Consider the following 20201-nt stretch of genomic DNA (forward strand, 5'->3'; position numbering starts at 1 on the left):
TTCATTTTACAAATTCTTCCAACACTTGCGTTAGTTATCTTTGCCTGTTGTATCCATAACTCTTCTAAAAGAGGGAAAGAATCAAATACTTCAAATCCTCTGTCTGTAATATTAATTGTGTATAACTTTACCTCTCTTAAATTCCGCAAATTTTTTAACTTTAAAATACCTGTATCAGAAACAGCTGTCTGGACTAATTGTAAACTTTTCAATCCCGTTAAATGGCTTATGTAGCCTATTTTCTCATCATTAATTCCATATCCAACTAAACCTAATGCCTGTATATCATTCGGGTGCAAGTTCGTGAGCCAGGACATTTCTCGGGCTCCCTCAATTTCCATCTGCAATTTTACTTCGGTATTCTTTTGAATAGTAATTGTTCCTTTCGCATCTGTAAAAGGTTTCCACTCCGCTTGTAAAGGTTCTCTCCATGCTCGTGTAAGAATTTTCCCTAAGGATTTATTATCAGGAAATGTGATAGTCCTTTCAGGAAGAGGCTTATCTTCTATAATATCTGGAATTATATTCTTGCAAATAATATTTAAATTCGGATAATTTGACTTAACTCCATTTATCATGCCTTCGGAAACATCATTATCAATATATACTATTTCAAATTTTGCCTGGGATAATCATTTTAAGATATTTTCTTCCTGTGGAATAGAGTCCAATGTCAAAACCGATATTTTCCCCAATATCTCAGGATCTAAATTCATTATACGAGGTAACAAACCGAGGTCTGTTCGTATTTGAATTTTCCACTCTGGATTGATTTCCACATCTCCTTTTGCATCCTGTAATCGTCTCCAATCGTTACTATCAGATATCTGTTTGTCCTGATAGAATAATGAACCCAGAGATATATTTTTAGGAAAAGAAAGTATTATATTTTTCTTTTCTGGTTCTGTTATTTGTGGAGGAGGTGTAGGAGTCTGTTCCGCCTTCTCTTCTTTTTTTTCAATGACTGCTGGTGTAGCGGGGATTACAGATTCTGCTGGTGGTGGAGGAGTTGGTTCTACCTTGCTAACAATATCTTTTTGTTCTACATTTTGTTGAACAACTTGATTTGGGAGTTCTGTTTTTCCTCTTGAAAAATAATATCCGATACCAATTCCAGCGCATAAAACCACAATAATGCCGATCACAGCCACTAACATTGTAAATTTATTATTTCCTTTGGCTACAGTGATGCTTGCGGAAGCCAATATGGCTTCTGGAACTTCTTCAAACGGACTAACAGATGGAGTTTGTGTTTTAATTACAGAAGACCCTTGTTCTGATTCAGTTTTGGAGAATATCTGTTTTTGTTTTAGTTGTTCCAATTCCTGCCGGAGTTGTTGACGGGAACTTAACAACATAGAGGTCTGAGAGCGTAAAGCCTCCATTTCACTCATGAGGTCTTCTAACTGTTTTTCTTTTCGAATTTTTTCTTCATTAATTTTAGCGATTTCCTGCTCTCTTTGGGATAAAGTTAGTTGTAAAGAATTAAGTTGTTCTCGTGCCTTATCTAATTCTGTATTCTTTTCTGTTTCGCGTTGTTTTAATGATTGAATTTCTTGCTCGAGTATTTCTTGATGTGTCTGTGTAGAATGGGTTCGTTGATGTAATAAAACTAATTCTTCTTGTAGTTTGGCTAAAAGTTCCTCTTTTTCTGTCCGTTTTTTTATCTCTTCTCGAATAGCCGTTTCTTTTTCAAGCAGTGAAGCCGATAATTGGTCTAATTTGCTTTGTAATTCAATGAATTCCTGTTCTTTGGAAGTCAGTTTCTTACGGAAGACAGTTAATTCCTCTTCAATTTTGCTCTCTGAATGAGTTGCTTCATGGGCTTTTTCGCGAACGGAATTTAATTCTGCTTGTAATTTTTGTATTTGTAAAATATATTGTTCTTGGGCTTTTTGTGATTCCTGAACGGCTATTTCGCGTGCTTTCAGTTCTTCTTGTAGTTCTTTAACCTTATTTTGTGCTTCTGTGAGGGCGGTGGTTTTCTCCTGTTCTCCTTTTCTAAGCAGTTCCAACTCTTGAACCATTGTTTGTTCTGTTTTAATGTATTGTTCCGCCTGATTTTTTAATTGCTCATATTCTTTCTGTATTTGCTGAAGATTCTCGATGGTCATCATACTTCGTTTTTCTGCATTTTGAAGTAGTGCTTCCCGTTCTGCCAGCATTTGTTGTACTTTTTCCAATTCGCCCCGAGTATTATCAAGAGCCGTTTCTTTAGATTGAGTGGCTTTCCGAAGTTGCTCTATTTCCTTTTGTAATTGTAACTCTGCTTCCTGTGCCTGCTTTGCTTGAGATTGAGTGGCTTTCATCTCTTCTCGAAGCCGTTCAACCTCTTTTTTACTTTCCGATGATTGTTTCTCCAAAGATTGTATTAACTGCTCTTTTTCTTGCAGTTGTTGTTTTAATTGCTGTAAGGCATCTCGCGTCTCATCCAATTCTCTGGATTTCTGTTCCTCTACTCTTCTCAGGTCCTCTATTTGTTTTTGTAAATCCTCCTGAGATTTTTCTGCATCTCGTGCTTGTTCATTCAGTTTTCCTAATTCTTGTTCTAAATACTGGACCTGTTTTTCTCGTTCTTTCTTTTCGTTTTCTAATACACTAATTTCCGCTTCACGAGATTTTAATGTTTGTTGCAATTCCTGAAGTTGATTTTGTGCCTGTTGTAGAGCCTCCTCTTTTGTTTTACTCAATTCCTTTAATTGTTTTAATTCCTCTACTAAACTTGCCTGAGACCGTGCCGTCTGTTCGGCTTTTTCCTGAAGGGAATTTATTTCCGATTCCATCAGAGCGATTGTTTTTTCCCGTTGGGCACGTTCTAATGCTGCTGTTTGGACTTCCTGTTCTTTTTCATCCAAAGAGTCTTTTAAGTGTCTCAATTCCTCTTGTGCCCGTAATAATTCTTCATTTTTCCTTTTTTCCTGCTCTTTAAGTCGTTCTAATTCGACAGATAGGGCTTTGCGAATGGCTTCTTCTTCATCTTTTTTCTCTTTCATGTGGATAAGTTGACTTTTCAATTCACGAATCTGCTCTTCGTAGATCGCTTTTTCTTGTGTCTTTTCTTCTACCTTGTGGGATTGCCTATCAAGTTCTTCTTTTATCTGATCTAACCGATAAAGATAATTGGATACTATTTCTCTCAGATACTCTTTTTCTTCTTCATCAAGGTGAATAGTAAACCAAGATATCCTTTCTTCCAAAGCATTAATTTGCTGTTCAATTATCGGAACAAGATTAGATAATTCATTCCAATCTCCTATTACTAAAGATAAATCAGCCTTTAGAAATAGATAATTTAGGAAATTGTTAAAATCTTTAGGGAGTGTATTTAAATTCTTATTTGCTCCAATAAAATCACGACGAAAGAATAATTCATGTGTTTTTTTAAATATATCTTCTAACTCTTCAAGTAACATTTTATTTTCCTTCTAATAATATTAAAAATCACAATTATCATTAATAAAATATTTTGTCAAGAAAATAGTTCAAAAACTTGTTTTTTTTATATTAATAGTTTATCATATTGCACATGAAAAATAAACAAAAAATTTTGTATATATTTTACAAATATTTTATGATAAAATATAATATGCTGTAAAAAATCAGTGAAATCACTGGGAATAAATGTGTGAGTGAACAAGAATACGAAATAATAAGTTGCGCCAAGTGTGGTCAAAAAATGAAAGTGCCGACTTCTGCGGAAGGTAAGGCATTTAAATGTGTTCGTTGCGGGAATATTATTCGTTATATTCCTGCACCTCCAGAGCCTTCTGTGGGTGGACAGATAGGTGGGATGGATGTTTCTACATCGGGTGCTAATTTTACAGGGACACTGTCTCAATGGCTTGTTGCCACAGACTTAATAACAAGTCAAGATTTGGAGGAAGCGATAGAAATACAAAGGAAACAAGGTGGGTATCTTTTAAAAATACTGTATCAATATGAAAAATTACCTGTGGAAAAGTTGTTTGATATTCTTTCTAAAAGTTCGGGTTTTCCAAAAATTGATATTAACCGTCTCTACATAGATAAAGAAATTGTTGAATTAGTTCCAAAGAAATTATGTGAAGAAAGGTTTGTATTTCCTGTTGATAAATTGGGAAGGAACCTTACTTTAGCAATGGCATGTCCCATTGATAGAGAAACCGTTTTTCTTGTTGAGCAATTTACGCAATTAAGGGTAAAACCCACTCTTGCTCGAGTTACAGAAATTGAAGAAACCATAAATAAATATCATAAGGGAAGAACAGGAGATACCGGAATTTACCATACACCAACCATTTCATCTGCTCCTGCTACTTCTACTACAGAAAGTAGAATTATAAGAACAAAGCCAGCAGTAGAAGAAGAACTTACAGAATCTGTTGTTCAATTTACAAAGGAAACTTATGATAGAGAAAAGAAGAATGTTGAACTGATAATTGATGAATTGGAATATCTTCCCATTCCTCCCACAGCAGAACTTGCTTTAAGTATGGTATTAGATGATAGTTCTCCCAATATGGAAGATTTAAGTTCAATCTTTGCGGATGAACCTTCTTTAGCAACGGCTTTACTTCGTTGGGCAAATACATCTATCGTATCGGAAGAAAAAAAGATAGGAAGTATATGGTCGGCTCTGGCTCTTTTGGGCCCAGATGGTATTCAGGTAATGGTAAACCATATTAAAAAAAGTCAGCAACCTATTTCAGAATATCCTGTATTGCCCATAAGTGGAAGGTCAAAACTTTCTGCCAAACTTGCGGAAAAATTAGCACAAAATTCAAAGAGAATAAGTCCCTCTCTCGCCTATACTACAGCCCTGATACACCAAATAGGGGCTATTGTGCTATATATGGTGGGACAGGAAGAGTATAAAAAAATTATGAAAGATTCTCTTCCCGAAATACGATTAAGAAAAGAAGCCGAATATTTCACTATTAATCATGCCGTAACAGCATCCCTATTGGCGAGTAGATGGAAATTTCCGGAAATAGTGGTTCACGCCCTATGCCATTATTTAGAACCCTACAAAGCACCTGGAAAATCTAAAGACTTGGCTCATATCCTTTTTATTTCTTCAATAGCTGGTTTGCCAGGGGAACAATCCATTCGAGATGAAGTTATCCGTGATGCGTTAAAAATAAGAGAGAAAAGTATTCAATATCTCGGTCTTGATTTAAGAGAAGTTGTAAAAGCTTTAGGATAGGAAAAAGATTTAGAGAGGTTCTTTATTTTTGAAGGTATTTCATCAACAGGGAAGGACAGCCATCACAACCTTCATTTACTTTATGAATTTTCTCTTCTACACTATGGGGTAAGGATGGGTCTTTTACTATTTCCTGAAATTTTTTCTCGTAAATGTTTCCTAATTTATAATTTTTCATTCCTGATACAAGACCACAGGTATATATAGAACCTGTATTATCAACATAGAGTAATTTAGATGCTCCTTCACAATTCGGCTTATCTCCATATTCTTGAGGGTCCGCAATTCCTAAAAATAGTCCCATTTCCCGTATTTTTTTAAATTGTTCGAGAGCCTTCTTTTTGACAAAAATCTGAGTTAATTCTTTTTTCAAACTACTGAGAATTTTTATTTCATTTGTAGAAATTTTTTCTCTACACAAAAATAATCCTACTTTCATATTATAAGTATTTTGAGCCCATTGACATATTTCAATAACCTCTTTCATTTGGTCTATAGGAACATGAACAGTTAGCACCAACCAATTTGCTCCCACTGAAACCGCTTCATCCACAATATTTAGCCAGTCATCAAGTTTTAGCCGATTATCTTGTTTGTGTCCATTTTTGCTTATGTCCTGTCCAGATACTTTAATCCATACATAGGATATATCTTTAGGGGCTGATTGTGCTATGTGAGAACATTCTCTAATCTTTTTGAATATAGATTTTGGGAATCCAAGTAGTTCTAAGGTCAAATCCGATTTCTTAAGTTCTTTTTCTGTTTGACTCATAGATTTTTTATTTACTCCAGTTTGTTTTATTACTCACGATTTATAATAACATATTTACAAAAAAAATAATTCCAATAATCAAAAAAATTCTCTATTAAATAAATTCGAATTAAAAAATGTTTATCCTATATAATATGCGACTAATATTATAGAATGTATTATAACGCAAAGTCATATAAAGGAAGAAAAACATGCAAGAGGAAAAACAAGCCCTTTTGGTTATAGAAGATGGGACAGTATTTTGGGGAAGGTCTGTAGGCGCCGAAGGGGAATCCTTCGGAGAACTTGTATTTAATACCAGTATGACAGGTTATCAAGAAATCCTTACCGACCCCTCCTACGCGGGGCAGATTATTACAATGACTTATCCCCATATTGGTAATTATGGCTGTAATCCCGAGGATGTTGAATCGAGAACTGTTTTTGCTCGCGGTTTTGTTATGCGAGAATGTTGTTCTATACCCAGTTCCTGGCGGGCTACAATGTCACTCCCCGAATTTTTTAAAAAATATAATGTTGTAGCCATTGACCAGGTAGATACAAGGAAAATTACACGAATATTAAGAACAAAAGGGAACCAGAAAGCAATTATCAGCACAGTTGATTTAAATCCCGAATCGCTTTTGCAAAAGGCAAAAAATGCTCCAGATATGGCAGGAAGTGATTTTGTTAAAGAAGCTACTATAACACAACCCTATGAATGGGAATTACCTGAAACATCTAAATATCGTGTTGTAGTTATGGATTTTGGTGTGAAATATAATATTTTACGGTTGTTAAGAGAGCATAATTGTGCGGTTGTAGTTGTTCCGTCCACCACGCCTGCGGAACAGATTTTAGCCTATAATCCCGATGGCGTAGTTTTATCGAATGGTCCCGGAGACCCGGCCGCACTAACCTATATCTATCCTATTGTGCAAAAAATTATTCAAAATAATATCCCCATTTTAGGGATTTGTTTAGGACATCAGATTATTGGACATGCTCTTGGTGGGAAAACTTATAAACTTAAATTTGGACATCGGGGTGCCAATCAGCCCGTAATGCACATGGAAACACGAAAAGTAGAGATTACCTCGCAAAATCATGGTTTCGCTGTTGACCCTAAATCATTAGATTTAGAAAAAGTCGAAATTTCTCATGTCCACTTGAATGATATGACCTGCTCAGGATTATGTCATAAAGAATTACCCGTTTTTAGTGTTCAATACCACCCCGAAGCCTCTCCAGGTCCTCATGATAGCAGATATCTTTTCAAAAGGTTTACCAACTTAATGGATGAGTATAAGGACAGAAGAAAAGGAAAAGATAAATCCCATTCATTAAACTCTATGCCCGCCTGATATTGCTTGAAAATCGTTATTTATTTGAGCATTGGATAAGGGTATTTGCAACGAGGACATATCTGTTTAGCGGGCTTTAATAATAACCATATAAACATTAATGGGATAATAATAAATAGCGGAATAAAATAAAAAGATATTATCAACATTACTAACAAAAGTAACCATAAACCACATCCTGTTCCTTTAACTTCCGCTTTTCCTTCATAGAAGCAATTAGGACATTTTATTGTTTTCGACCGTAATGCAAAAGCCATAGGTAAATCTAAAGTTTATAATATAATTTTTAAAAAGGTAAGAATATGTATCCAGAATAACCCAATATAATATATACGCCAAGATTACCAATCCTGAATTTTTGAGGATAATTCGGTATTGGATAAATATGACTCAAAGAAGGATTTACTCCATAACCTAAATTCATTAGTAATACAGATGCCCCATCAATTGAAAGATAGGACTGATTCACAGTTGTTCCTAAAATATTTCTCCACACATTTCCAATTTCTGTTTTGCAAGGGTTAACAAACTTACCCTCTGTAGTAATATCTACCTTTTCGAGAACAAGACTGCTGTATCCTGTCAGCGTTAAAAGATAGGGTAAATCAATTCTTACATTTCCCCATGCAGTTGATAATTTGTAAGAATCAATTATTGTAACAGGTTTTCCATTTTTCCACTCAATACTATTAATCCATTGTTCGTAATCATAATAAGTACTTGTAGAAATATATTGCCAATCTTTTAAGAAAAGTATATCCCCTTGCTTATTGGAGGTTTGTAATATTCCCGGAACATTAACAAATTTAGGTTCTTCTAAAGAGTTTAAATTAATTTCTCCCAAATAATAGGCTACAAGAGGATAAGAATTATTTTCTGAATCAACATTTTTTTGTAAAGTTAGAAACAGTTTTCCGGCGGCTTCTGAAAGGGAAACGATATTATTATATCCCAGTCCAACAGTATGGATATCTTCAGGGTTATTAAGATTTACAATTGCAAAACCATCATAAGGGGTAATTTGACTACCCATAGTATACTCATAAGAATTCCCCCAACCTCTTAAAACAAGATAATCCCCACAAACCATAGAAAGATTATTATCGGTTGTAGGATACCACCAATAATAGGGAGCAATGGCTTTTTGAGAACCCGAAGACATAACATCTTTTGGAGAAACGGATTCTACATTATTAGTAAGTACCTCAGGTATTGGCATAGGCATGTAATCACACCCTCTGCACCATCCCCAATAAGAGTAATATGGAATTAAAGGAATTTTAATATCATTAAGTATCGAAGGAATAAAATTCTCATCTATTGTTACAAAGACCACCCTGTAATTAGATTCATAAGAAGGTTCTTGTGACCATTCATTTATAACAAGAACCAAAGAATTACTGGATATTTTAATTGTATCCATTAACCAACCATTTGTTTTAATAGAAGCAGAACCGAAAATATTATTATCTTTTGTTACACGAATTTCTATATTTTTTTGTTCCGTTTGATTTGTTATTTCTGTAACCACACCACTTTCATTTAATTCAATAACATCAATCACATTTTCAGCAAGAAGAATATGATTGTTTGTTAAAGCGGGAGGATTTACTCCATCACATTGAATTTCATGAATATATTCTGAAGTAATAGCATAGAAGAGGTCGTTATATTGGATTGTCCGTGATACCTGTCCTTTCATATCTACAGAACCGAGGGGTTTAAGTTGCTGATTCTCCATGTTTAAAGAAATAAATTGTAATTGTTCTTTATATTCATACCCATTCCATCCACTAAATGGAACGACAATGATATTCCCTAAAATTGCGAATGACTTGACATCACTAAAAGCAGAGGACCATGTCCAGCCTTCTCCTAAGGAGACAACAGATTTCTCTTGGGGATTGCTCGGGTCAGATACATCAAACCAACTTACCTTGACACGTCGTTGATTTTCTGTGTCATCAATCCCTAAAGCAATTAATTGATTATTTCCAATAGGCTCAATATGGACAGACCATCCTGGCACTTTTAATTGCCCTTTGACCTGAGGTTTTGAAGGGTCTGTTAAGTCAAGAACAAATAACGGGTCTATTGTTAAATAGGTAACTAAATAGGCTAATTTTTCGGCAAATCGTGTTGCATAAAGTGTCTCTCCTTGAGCATCAGGGATTGTTATTTGAGAAATTTGCGGGAATCCTTGAGAAGGATTTGAAACATCAAAAATTGTTAGGTAAGTATGTCGTTCAGGCCACCATGTGTTCGAAACTACCCGTAATTTTCCATCCCATTCATCTAACTTAAAACGGTCTGCTACATAACCGGGAATAGTTCCTATATTAAATGATTTAATTTCCCCGTATGGATTTGTTATATCTACATAAGTTATTTGTGTAGTATTGTTATTCCAATCGGATGCACATACATATATAGAAGAAGTTGAAGCTTGGATAACAGTCCCATAACCCGGAAATTCAATCTGGTCAGTTATTGTAGGATTTTCCTCTTGTTTTATATTGACACTGGTTATCCAGCTTTTGCTACCCGAATCTTTTGTCCATGTGCCACTTGAAGAAACAGTCCCTCCCTCTGTGGTATTTTCAATATATGAGTATTGGTAATCGGATGTTACAGCATATAAAACATCTCCGAGCATTCGACTATCAATAAAATCTCCAGGTAATGTTATTGCTGATATTATTCGGGGTTCCTCTATATTGCCAATGTCAACGATATATAACTGTGACCCTGTAGTCTTTTTTAATACCCCATCTTCGATAGTATGTGTAATTGTGTAGCCAATCAAAACATAGGCTCTATCATCAACTACATATAAATCTCGTGGATAACCGTAAATAGGGATATTAGAAATAACTGACTTACTGTCCAAATTTACCAGTGTTAACCCTCGATATTGGTTTAATACAAAAAGGAGATTGTTTACCCTCCGATATACATCCGGTTCAACCAACTCCCTTTTATTTTCCTCACCCCCTTCTTCATTTCCTTCAGATACATCCGTTGTAGGAGCAGGACCATATTCTCCATTTCGGTTATTTACGACCCCGGCACTTGTGAATTTTACTTCCCCTTCAGAAATGCCTTCCTTTTCTCCTTCTTCTGAATTACCTTCAATATATTGACTATTGCCCGATTCCGAAGGAATATTAGAAGGATTTTTAGGGCATGAAAAAGAGGAGATAATTAATAGTATGATTGGTATTACAATGATTATTTTTTGAATAGGGTGTTTCATAGATCATTTCCTTTTAGAAATATATTCCTTTAATATATTATACTAATAACCTTGTGTAATGTGTCCAATATTTTTTGGATAATTACATTTATGTTAAATTTCAAAAAAAATTGAATTTCAAATAAAACAAAAATCCATTGGATAAGGAGTCCTTAAATATGCAAGAGAAACAAAATAAAGAAGTGAGCCGTCGAAGTTTTATCGAAAAAACGGCAAAAATTACAGCAGGACTTGCAGTAGGTTCCGCACTAACGCGGAGTTCACAGGCACAAGTTTATAAATCAATCCTTCCTTCCAGAATATTAGGTGCTAATGAAAAAATTAGAACAGGACATATTGGCACCGGCGGAATGGGACGGTCTAATCTTGGTTTTGTATTAAAAAGAGATGATATTCAACCGATTGCTCTTTGTGATTTGTATCGTAAAAATCTCGAACGTGGAGCCCAGATGGTTAAACAAAAATATTCTGATTTTACCTTGCACCATGATTTCCGTGAAATTATAGATAATAAAGATGTAGATGCCGTTGTGATTGCAACTCCTGACCATTGGCATTGTCTATGTGTCTTATATGCCGCAGACGCTAAAAAACATATTTATTGTGAAAAACCCCTTTCGACGACAATCGCCGAAGGACGAAAGATGGTTGAAGCCGTGCGTCGTAATAAGGTTATTTTCCAGGGTGGAACAATGCAAAGAAGTGGACAACATTTCCAGGAAGCCGTCGAATTAGTTAAGAGTGGTTATATCGGTAAAGTTGCTCATGTAGAAACTTTTAATCATGAAGATAAACCTATTGAAGGTATTGGATTAGGGGATAATGACCAGGCGAAATGGGAAAAAGAAGGATTGGATTGGGATTTCCATCAAGGTTGGGTAGAACATCGTCCCTTTAATACCAATCGGTGGATTTATCATTTCCGCTGGTTCCTTGATTACTCCGGAGGAAAAATTACAGATTGGGGTGCACACCTTATTGATATAGCCCTTTGGGGAATGGGTGAGGAGAAACAGCCCAAATCTGTAACAGCTGTTGGAGGAAAATTTGTCCTTACAGATAATAGAACAACCCCAGATACCCTTGAAGCAGTTTGGGAATTTGATGATTACATATTAACCTTTACCAATAGAGTTTATAATATGTATCTACCTAAAGGATATTCGGACCATGGAATCCTGTTCCATGGAACATTAGGAACGCTTCGTGTAGACCGTGGTGGATATGAAGTATTTCCGGTACCTAATAATGGAGACGGTTGCGAGCCCAAGAAGTCAGGTCCTTCTCAATTAAATGAACCGCACTGGCAAAACTTCGTAGATTCTATCCGTGAAAATAAAGACCCAATCGTTACTGTGGAAACGCTTCACAATACAACCCGTGTATGCCACATGGGCACATGTGCTTATGTAGCGGGTGCAAGATTATCATGGGACCCCGCTAATGAGCGGTTTATTGGTGATGACGAAGCAACCAAGAAAGGTAATGCATGGGCATATCGTCCCTATCTAAATGGATGGAGTTTAGAACCTCCTTACGACCGCAAACAAAAAGGATAAAATATAAACAACCTATTTATAAAAGAGCCTATTATTCAAACGAATAATAGGCTCTTTTATTTTTATTTTAGGAAATTAAATTAAAAATCTATCACATAAAAAAGTTGGAGAGATGGATAACCCCTCAGGTAATAGTATATCTTTATCTGCGTATAATACCTTACCACAACATAAAGTGCATTTCACTTTACCGCATAATTTTGTTCCAATAAACGGTGAATTGGAACTTTTGGAAAAAAAGTAATCTTCTGTAACGACCCATTCCTCTTCAAGATTAAAAATCGTAATATCCGCTGGGACACCTATCCCTAATGTCCCTGCATTAATCTTAATAATGTTGGCGGGATTTTTTGTTAAAAGTTGAATTGCTTTTTCAATACTAAGATAACCGGGATTAACCAATCCTTTAATTACACATCCTAATAATGTTTCTAATCCAACAATACCAAAAGGTGCTTCTTGAAAGGGGACATTTTTTTCAGTTCGCGTATGGGGGGCGTGGTCTGTCGCTATACAGTCAATAGTTCCATCTTGGAGCCCTTCAATTATTGCTTGAATATCCTCCTTCTCGCGTAATGGTGGATTTATTTTCATATTCGAATTATAATTTTCAATTTGACTGTCTGTCAGCATCCAATAATGGGGACAGGTCTCTGCGGTAACAAATATTCCTTCTCTTTTTGCCTGTCGGATAATTTCTACGCCCCGTTTTGTAGTTACATGCTGAATATGAATAGGAGCATTCGCCAATTTAGCAAGTCGGATATTCCGTTCAATTCGGGTTTCCTCTGCTTCACGAGGGATACCGGGTATTCCCAAGAGTGCCGACGCGATTCCTTCATTCATAGCCCCTCCCTCACTTAAGGCTTCATCTTCACAATGAGCAAGATAGGGGATACCCACCATCCCTGCATATTCCAGGACATGGCGTAATACCGCTGAAGATTCTATATCATTGCCATCATCGGTTACTGCAACCGCACCGGATTGAAGCAAATCCGCCATTTCTGTTAATTCTTTACCTTCCCTCCCTTTTGTGGCACAAGCCGCAGGGTATATATGAATTCCATCTAAATCCTGAGCTCGTCTTACTACTAACTCTACCATTCCTGCATTGTCAATCGGGGGCATTGTATTGGGCATTGTAACAACTGAGGTTACACCTCCATGAGCCGATGCTCTTGCTCCGGAAGCAATGGTTTCTTTCGACTCAAAACCGGGTTCCCGAAAATGAACATGAATATCTACAAAACCCGGTGTAACTACCATACCCTCTGCATCAATAGAAACATCTCCATCTAAGTTAACCCCAACTGAAGAAATAACCCCATTTTCTATTCCAATATCGGACTTACCTGAAAAGCCAGATGATGGTTCTATTACCCAACCGTTCTTTATGACTATTTTCATAACCTATACTCCCGTTTGATTGTATTGACTATTGGCTAATAAATGCATAACCGCCATACGGACAGCAACACCATGACTGACCTGTTGTAGTATTCGACTTCTTGGACTATCTGCAATTTCTGTTGCTAATTCTATATCCCGATTAATGGGGCCCGGATGCATTACGATGGCATGTTCAGGTGCATACCGAATTGTATCGCGGTCTATACGATACAAACGGACATATTCCCGAATACTCGGGAATAATCCTTTCGTTTGTCTTTCCATCTGAATTCGTAAGGAATAAATAATATCCGCATCCAAAAGAGCCTCTTTTAAGTGTGTTGTTACCCTTACTCCTAACTTTTCAAAGGATTTTGGTAATAAGGTCTGAGGACCACAGAGAGTAATTTGGGCTCCTAATTTTAATAATGCCCAGATATTACTTCTTGCTACTCGACTATGAGTTATATCACCAATAATAGAAACTTTAGCCCCTTCCAGGCCTATTTCCATATCCTTTTTATAATCGCGATAAAATTGTCTCATCGTAAATACATCTAACAGCCCTTGAGTAGGATGCTCATGTTGTCCATCTCCCGCATTAATCACATGTGAAGGATGACTATCTGCTAAAAGCTTTGGAACACCCGAACATCGGTGTCTTACCACAAGAATATCTGTTTTCATTGCTTCAATGTTATACAAGGTATCGTGAAGTGTTTCCCCTTTTTTTTCACTGGAGCTTGATGCTGAAATGGAAAGGGTATCTGCACTTAATCTTTTTGCGGCTAAGTCAAAAGAGGCGAAAGTCCTTGTGCTCGGTTCATGAAACCAATGAACAACCACTCTCCCTTGTAGTAAAGGCACTTTCTTTATACCTGTGCTTCGTGCCATTACTTCAAGAAAAGAAGGAACCATGTCTAATATAGAGACAAGTTCTTCTTTAGATAAAAATTGCAGACCTAATAAATCCTTGTGCTTCCATATTTTCAATGCAGGGTGGTCTGCACTAAATACCTGTTCCTTGGCGGGAACATCCTGTAAGGTTGTTTCTACCTTACTTTTTTGTTCCTCGATGATTACCATATCCTTTCCATCTGTTTCTTTGAGCAAAACAGATATCCATAAATTTTGGGGTATGGATTCAAGAGTGGGTTTCCAGGCACAGTAGGATGGCTGAATGGGTATTTCTCTCCCCCCACGGTCAATCAAACATGCCAGCAGTACTTTTTTCGGTCTACCATAATACATGATTTCATCCATCGCCGCTCGTATAGTTCTACCTGCAGCCAGCACATCATCTACAAGGATAATTGTCCTTTGATTAATATCAAAAGAAAAATGAGTTGTGCCGTGCGATTGAACAAACCCCCGACCGATTCGCAAGTCATCTCTAAAAAGGGTTGTTGAAACAGCACCTACAGGTGGGAGTATTTTGCAAATTTTGAAAATTTCTTCTGCAATTCGTTTTGCCAGAGGGTAACCTCTACGCAATATACCGATGAAAGCCAATTCCTGAACATCATTATCATTAATAATTTGCTGGGCTAAATGATGAATTAAATCCTTCATGATTTGTTCATTAAATAAAATTGTGCCTGCCTTTATATCTGTAGAATCACTCGCCATGTTTATCACCTTTTTTATATCCTGGTATAAAAATATGCATTTGATAAATTGTATCAATGAGGGGTTCTTACTTCAAAATAAAATATAGCAAAAAAAATTAATCTTCAGGTTTTTCACCCGCAGGTGCCATTTTGACAATACGCGGGTGAAATATAGCCAGAGGAGTAACGAGGTCTTCTTGTTCCCGCATAACTTTATATATATCTTTATACACAAGAGGTATTTCATCTACTCCTGCGGTTATAACATTTACCTTGCGTTCTCTAAGTAGGCTTTCTACCTTTTTCCATGATAAAGTTTTCTTCGCCTGTGCCCTGCTCATGAGCCTTCCTGCACCATGGGCTGAAGAACAAAGAGATTCCTTATTACCCAAACCTTTTACAATAAATGCAGGGCTTGCCATAGAACCGGGGATAATTCCCAGTTGCCCTTTCTCAGCAGGAGTCGCACCTTTACGATGCACGATAACCTCCCTGCCATCGTGAATTTCTTTCCATGCAAAATTATGATGATTCTCTATTGTCCAAATAATGGAGACACCTAAGTTTTTACTGATATGTGTATGTATACACTCATGATTTGCCTGTGCATATTTGCCCATCAGTTGCATTGCCTCCCAGTATTCCTGCCCCGCATGTTCTTCTAATGATAGCCAAGCAAGATGTTGTAATGAATGAGGAAGATTATGAAGTCTTTGTCTTGCGATTTTACTGTAATATTCACATACTAAAGCCCCAGTGCCACGGCTACCGCTATGCGTTAATAAACCAAGATAAGTTCCACGAGGTATAGGCAGCTCATCGGTAATTATTTCTAAAATTCCAAATTCAACAAAATGATTGCCACTACCACTGGTGCCTAACTGGTCCCATGCTTTATCTTTATTTTCCTTTGTAATAGGGGAAATATTCCAGTTCAAATCCATAACAGGGTGTTGTCTTCGGGGTTTGAATGTTGACCCTACACCAAATCGAGTTTCCTGTTCGATGGCTTTTTTTAATCTTGTTGGGTTTTCTTCGATGATTTCAATAGGCAAATCAAAAACACTCATTTTAACACGGCAGGCAATATCAACTCCGACCGCAAAAGGTATTACCGCATTATCGGTTGCCAGAACACCACCAATAGGTAAACCATATCCCACATGAGCATCTGGCATAAGGGCTCCCCGAACAGAAACAGGTAAAGAACAAGCATTTTGCATTTGCTGTATCGACTCTGAATCAATTTCTGTTCCCCATATTTTATAAGGTGCTTTCGTTGAACGACCTCTTTCTACAAAATCTTCTTGGTAGGCTGTTAGTTTTGTATTATCAATCCCTGTATGAAGTTTTTGTGCCAATTCTTTCCATAAATTATCTTGCAAAAAGGCAACAGGATTACGAATAATCACCCGAAGCATTCTTTTGGCTTCCTTTTTGGAAAACCCCTCTTTTATCGCCTTATTAAAAATCTGAATGGCTGTTTCTCGTAGTTCCTTTGAACTATAACCTATCTGAATGAGTTCCTTTTCTTTCATTATATTACCTATTCGTTTCCTGAAAATATAATCGAAGCAGTTCTTTATGTGCTGTAAATGCAAGGGGAGGAAGTTGGTCGTATTGAAAAAATTCTGCTTCAGAAACATCACTACCTGCCCGAATTATCCCATTCCATTTTTCTACAATGAAACCCATAACTAAAATAGTTCCTGTTAATTTACTCGGTTGTGCGGATATGCCTAACAATTTTAGTTGTTCCGCTACGATGCCTGTTTCTTCTAATAATTCCCTTGCCGCAGATTCTTCTGTTGTCTCTCCTAATTCCATATATCCTCCGGGGAGCATCCATTGCCCAAATGCAGGCTGAATAGCCCTTCTGGTTAATAAGAGGTCTTTACCTGTATTTGTAACAAAGCAACATGTGGCAGGTGTCGGATTATGGTAATAGTGCCTTTGACAATTTTTACAAAAAGGACGCAATTTTTCCCCATCGTTTTCCAGAATAAGTGTTTCACCGCAAATGGCACAAAAACGCCATGGAAAAGGTTCAAAAAAATGGATAGGCATGTGTCTATACCTTTTCTTTTGTTTTTTTATTTATGTTTATATATTATATTTAATTCGCAAAGTTTTTGTGCATTAATTTAATCGTATTGGAGGAAAATAGAATGAAAAATAGATGTAAATGGATAAATTTATTTTACATATTATTATTAATTTTTACAATGGATAATTTTTCAATTGCAGATTCCCTGGATTCAAATATACTGCAGAAAGCAAATATTCCCTCCAAACCTCAAGATATGATGAAAGAATATTTAAATAAATCTGCTATGGTTTATTTAAAATCACTGGAAGAAAATCCTAATAGATTCCCCGAAAAAGAAAATATCGAGTTATATAAAAATGAAAAAAGAGAACTATACTGGTCATTATTAGGTGGAAAACCCGATGTTACTCCTCTGAATCCCGTTGTTGTTCGTAAAGGAACTAAATCTACATATAGATATGAAGTGCTGTATTTTGAAAGTCAACCCAATTTTTATGTCTCTGCCGTTTTATTCTTACCTCTCTCAGAACCCCCATACCCTTGTTTAATGGTTCCCTGTGGACACTCGCAGGAAGCCAAAGGATATTCGGAATATCAAAAACTATGTATTTTATTATCAAAAAATGGTATCGCGTCGCTGATATATGATCCTCCCGGGCAGGGAGAACGAATTACCTTTTTGAAAGCAGATGGTTCCCCGGATGTTTGGGGAACAGCCGAACACACCATATTGGGATTAGGATGTATTCTATTAGGTGAAAATTATGCCCGATATGAAATATGGGATGGTATAAGAGCCATTGATTATTTAGAAACCCGAGTAGAAATCCAAAAAGATAAAATAGCTTGTTCTGGTAACTCCGGTGGTGGCACACAAACGGCATATCTCATGGCGTTAGAACCACGAATTTATGCTGCTGCTCCTTCCTGTTATTTAACTTCATGGGAAAGATTATTAAATACTATTGGACCTCAGGATGCAGAACAAAATATCTTCTCACAAATAAAATATGGCTATGACCATTCAGAATATCTTTTTATGCATGCTCCAAATCCGGTGTTAATCTGTTCTGCTACAAAAGATTTCTTTGATATTACAGGCACATGGACTACTTTTCGTGCCGCAAAAAGGCTTTATGCAAAGTTGGGAGTTAATTCAATGTGTGATTTGATTGAAGTAGATACTCAACATGGTTTGGGGAAATCACTGCGAGAAGAGATAGTGGAAAGGATGCTTTTATGGCTTAAGGGGATAACAAAAGAAGTTGAAGAGCAGATTGAAGAGAATGAATTATTAACAAAAGAAGAGTATCAAGTTTGCAAGGGAGGAAATATAAGAGAAATTCTTGGATCAAAGACTGTTATTGATATTAATCGTTATAAAGAAAAGATTTGTGCACAATCACGAAATACTACATGGGCTTCGTTTACATTAGAACAAAAACAATCAAAAGTTCGAGAAATTATTAATGTTGATGATTGGGACAATATTCCTGAACCGAAAGTTGTTGAATTAGAACAGATAGATAAAAAATCTTTTCCCGAGGCGAAATCAATTACGCCAATTGTTATAAGCCCGGAAGATGGGATTTTTCTCCCCGGATATTTATTAGAAGCAAAACAATCAGTTTCAAAAGTAGTTATATATACCCGTCCTGAAGGGAAAAGTAAAGATATTGATTTAATAGAAGATTATTTGAAACATAATATTTATGTTTGTGCGGTTGATATAAGAGGCACAGGGGAAACATCTCCTATTCCCAGTAAGAATGATATTACAAACACAGTAGGTGCAGGTTGGGAAGATTATTTCCGTGCTTATTTGATAGGTAAGTCTTATGTAGGAATGAGAGTGCAGGATTATTTTTCTGTGATTAAGTATTTAAGAAAAAAATATGGTGATAAAGTAAATATATTGATAGATGCAGAAGGTGTCCTTTGTGTGTCGGCTTTACACACAGCGTTTTTATTGCTACCGCAAAAAGTAGAATTACATCTGAAAGGTTTGATTTCGTGGAGTAATATAATAGAAAATCCTCGTATTCAAGGACAGATAACCAATGCTGTACATGGGGTACTAAAATGGTATGATATACCCCAACTTATTTCTGAACTTGATAGTGAAAAAATAAGAATCATACAGGAAGAACCACAAACCTTCTAAGAAGTAAAAGTAGTAATAATGATGAATATTTTTCTTATATGTGCAGGAATAATATTTCCTTTGTTATCTCAAACCGATTTGCCGGAAAAAAGTAAATTGGGTATACAAGAAAATTCAAAAACCATATCATTAGAACCTTGCACAAATGAAAATAGTAAATGGTTTTGGTTTGTTAGTCTTGTAAATCCGTATCCAAAAATGGAAAGTGAAAAACCCGTTAGAGAATTGTTTGATCCTATTATGGGATTTTTTGCTCCTGACCAAAGACCCGTGAAAACAGTTAGTGATTTTCGTGATAATCACCTAATTTGGGCTCCTCATGCAGGGATTGGATATCAGATTAATTCAAAATGGTCTATTACAGCTCAAGGTGGGGGAGAAGGCGGGAAAATTAGAACAAAACAAACACATCCCTCTATTCTTTTAATGCCTTTGCACACAGATTTTGAGATAAAACGAATGGCTTTTTATTATGGAACAGGAGTTCATTTTTCTCCATGGGGTAGTCCCATCCATAAGGACTTTGAGAATTGGAAAGAGCGAATCAAAGCAACCCGTCCTTATCTTTCAGCATCGGCTACCTATACCTATGCTACCTATGATGCAAAGGTAAAAGTAAAATTTCTTCCTCTTTTACATCTTGTAGATTTAAACCTATCGGATGAATGGAATACAGTTAGTCTGGATACCAATATCGGTTTTGAAACACCCCTCAATAAAAGAGATGAATTTGTAGTTTCCTTTGGTTATTCAAAATTTGCGAGACTGCAAGAAGATTTTGATAGTTTTACTTTTACCATAGAATTCAAAAGGTTTTTACAAAAGAAAAAATAAAAAATGGACGAATGAGTAAATGATTCCTAATTTAAT

At 36.2% G+C, this 20201-nt stretch carries 14 protein-coding genes and 1 pseudogene; 5 read left to right on the top strand and 10 right to left on the bottom strand.

All coding sequences use genetic code 11. The features are described from left to right. On the bottom strand, window positions 1-578 hold a 578-nt coding region (locus PLA12_10340), incomplete at its 3' end, for a hypothetical protein (protein ID HOQ32896.1). A gap of 54 nt (window positions 579-632) precedes the next feature. Continuing rightward, entirely contained in the window at window positions 633-3413 is a 2781-nt protein-coding gene (locus PLA12_10345; protein ID HOQ32897.1) for a DUF745 domain-containing protein, read from the bottom strand. Between the two features lie 212 nt (window positions 3414-3625). On the opposite strand from PLA12_10345, the gene PLA12_10350 reads away from it, so the two are divergent. Then, complete coding sequence (locus tag PLA12_10350) at window positions 3626-5185, top strand: HDOD domain-containing protein (protein HOQ32898.1); 1560 nt, start codon at window positions 3626-3628, stop codon at window positions 5183-5185. 22 nt (window positions 5186-5207) lie between these two features. Here PLA12_10350 and PLA12_10355 read toward each other — a convergent pair whose 3' ends face one another. Next, window positions 5208-5957: an SPASM domain-containing protein gene (locus PLA12_10355; protein ID HOQ32899.1), complete on the bottom strand. Its 750-nt coding sequence runs from the start codon at window positions 5955-5957 to the stop codon at window positions 5208-5210. 191 nt (window positions 5958-6148) lie between these two features. Here PLA12_10355 and carA point away from each other — a divergent pair, with 191 nt between their 5' ends. Continuing rightward, on the top strand, window positions 6149-7300 hold the full coding sequence (carA, locus tag PLA12_10360) for a glutamine-hydrolyzing carbamoyl-phosphate synthase small subunit (protein HOQ32900.1): 1152 nt from the start codon (window positions 6149-6151) through the stop codon (window positions 7298-7300). A 20-nt stretch (window positions 7301-7320) separates the two neighbouring features. Here carA and PLA12_10365 read toward each other — a convergent pair whose 3' ends face one another. Beyond that, window positions 7321-7557, bottom strand: a complete 237-nt coding sequence (locus PLA12_10365; protein HOQ32901.1) for an LITAF-like zinc ribbon domain-containing protein — start codon at window positions 7555-7557, stop codon at window positions 7321-7323. Window positions 7558-7586: 29 nt separating this feature from the next. Next, complete coding sequence (locus tag PLA12_10370; protein HOQ32902.1) at window positions 7587-10556, bottom strand: beta-propeller domain-containing protein; 2970 nt, start codon at window positions 10554-10556, stop codon at window positions 7587-7589. A gap of 158 nt (window positions 10557-10714) precedes the next feature. Here PLA12_10370 and PLA12_10375 point away from each other — a divergent pair, with 158 nt between their 5' ends. Continuing rightward, window positions 10715-12115, top strand: coding sequence for a Gfo/Idh/MocA family oxidoreductase (locus PLA12_10375; GenBank protein HOQ32903.1), 1401 nt, complete (start codon window positions 10715-10717; stop codon window positions 12113-12115). Between the two features lie 75 nt (window positions 12116-12190). Here PLA12_10375 and PLA12_10380 read toward each other — a convergent pair whose 3' ends face one another. The 5 genes and pseudogenes from PLA12_10380 to PLA12_10400 form a co-directional block, all read right to left on the bottom strand. Next, on the bottom strand, window positions 12191-13525 hold the full coding sequence (locus PLA12_10380) for a dihydroorotase (protein ID HOQ32904.1): 1335 nt from the start codon (window positions 13523-13525) through the stop codon (window positions 12191-12193). 3 nt (window positions 13526-13528) lie between these two features. Continuing rightward, window positions 13529-14494, bottom strand: coding sequence for an aspartate carbamoyltransferase catalytic subunit (locus PLA12_10385; GenBank protein ID HOQ32905.1), 966 nt, complete (start codon window positions 14492-14494; stop codon window positions 13529-13531). Between the two features lie 90 nt (window positions 14495-14584). Then, window positions 14585-15136, bottom strand: a pseudogene (gene pyrR, locus PLA12_10390) (bifunctional pyr operon transcriptional regulator/uracil phosphoribosyltransferase PyrR). A gap of 97 nt (window positions 15137-15233) precedes the next feature. After that, window positions 15234-16655 (bottom strand): RtcB family protein, encoded by a 1422-nt coding sequence (locus tag PLA12_10395; protein ID HOQ32906.1) that lies wholly within the window; start codon window positions 16653-16655, stop codon window positions 15234-15236. Window positions 16656-16659: 4 nt separating this feature from the next. Then, a complete protein-coding gene (locus PLA12_10400; protein HOQ32907.1) occupies window positions 16660-17184 on the bottom strand; it encodes an NUDIX hydrolase in 525 nt (174 codons plus the stop codon). Between the two features lie 101 nt (window positions 17185-17285). Between PLA12_10400 and PLA12_10405 the strand changes: the two genes are divergently transcribed. Together PLA12_10405 and PLA12_10410 are read left to right on the top strand one after the other, a co-directional pair. Further along, on the top strand, window positions 17286-19331 hold the full coding sequence (locus PLA12_10405; GenBank protein ID HOQ32908.1) for a prolyl oligopeptidase family serine peptidase: 2046 nt from the start codon (window positions 17286-17288) through the stop codon (window positions 19329-19331). A 21-nt stretch (window positions 19332-19352) separates the two neighbouring features. Then, window positions 19353-20165, top strand: coding sequence for a hypothetical protein (locus tag PLA12_10410; protein HOQ32909.1), 813 nt, complete (start codon window positions 19353-19355; stop codon window positions 20163-20165). Window positions 20166-20201: the final 36 nt, after the last annotated feature.

Origin of the sequence: Candidatus Hydrogenedens sp. (genome assembly GCA_035378955.1) — a bacterium.
Lineage (GTDB): Bacteria > Hydrogenedentota > Hydrogenedentia > Hydrogenedentales > Hydrogenedentaceae > Hydrogenedens.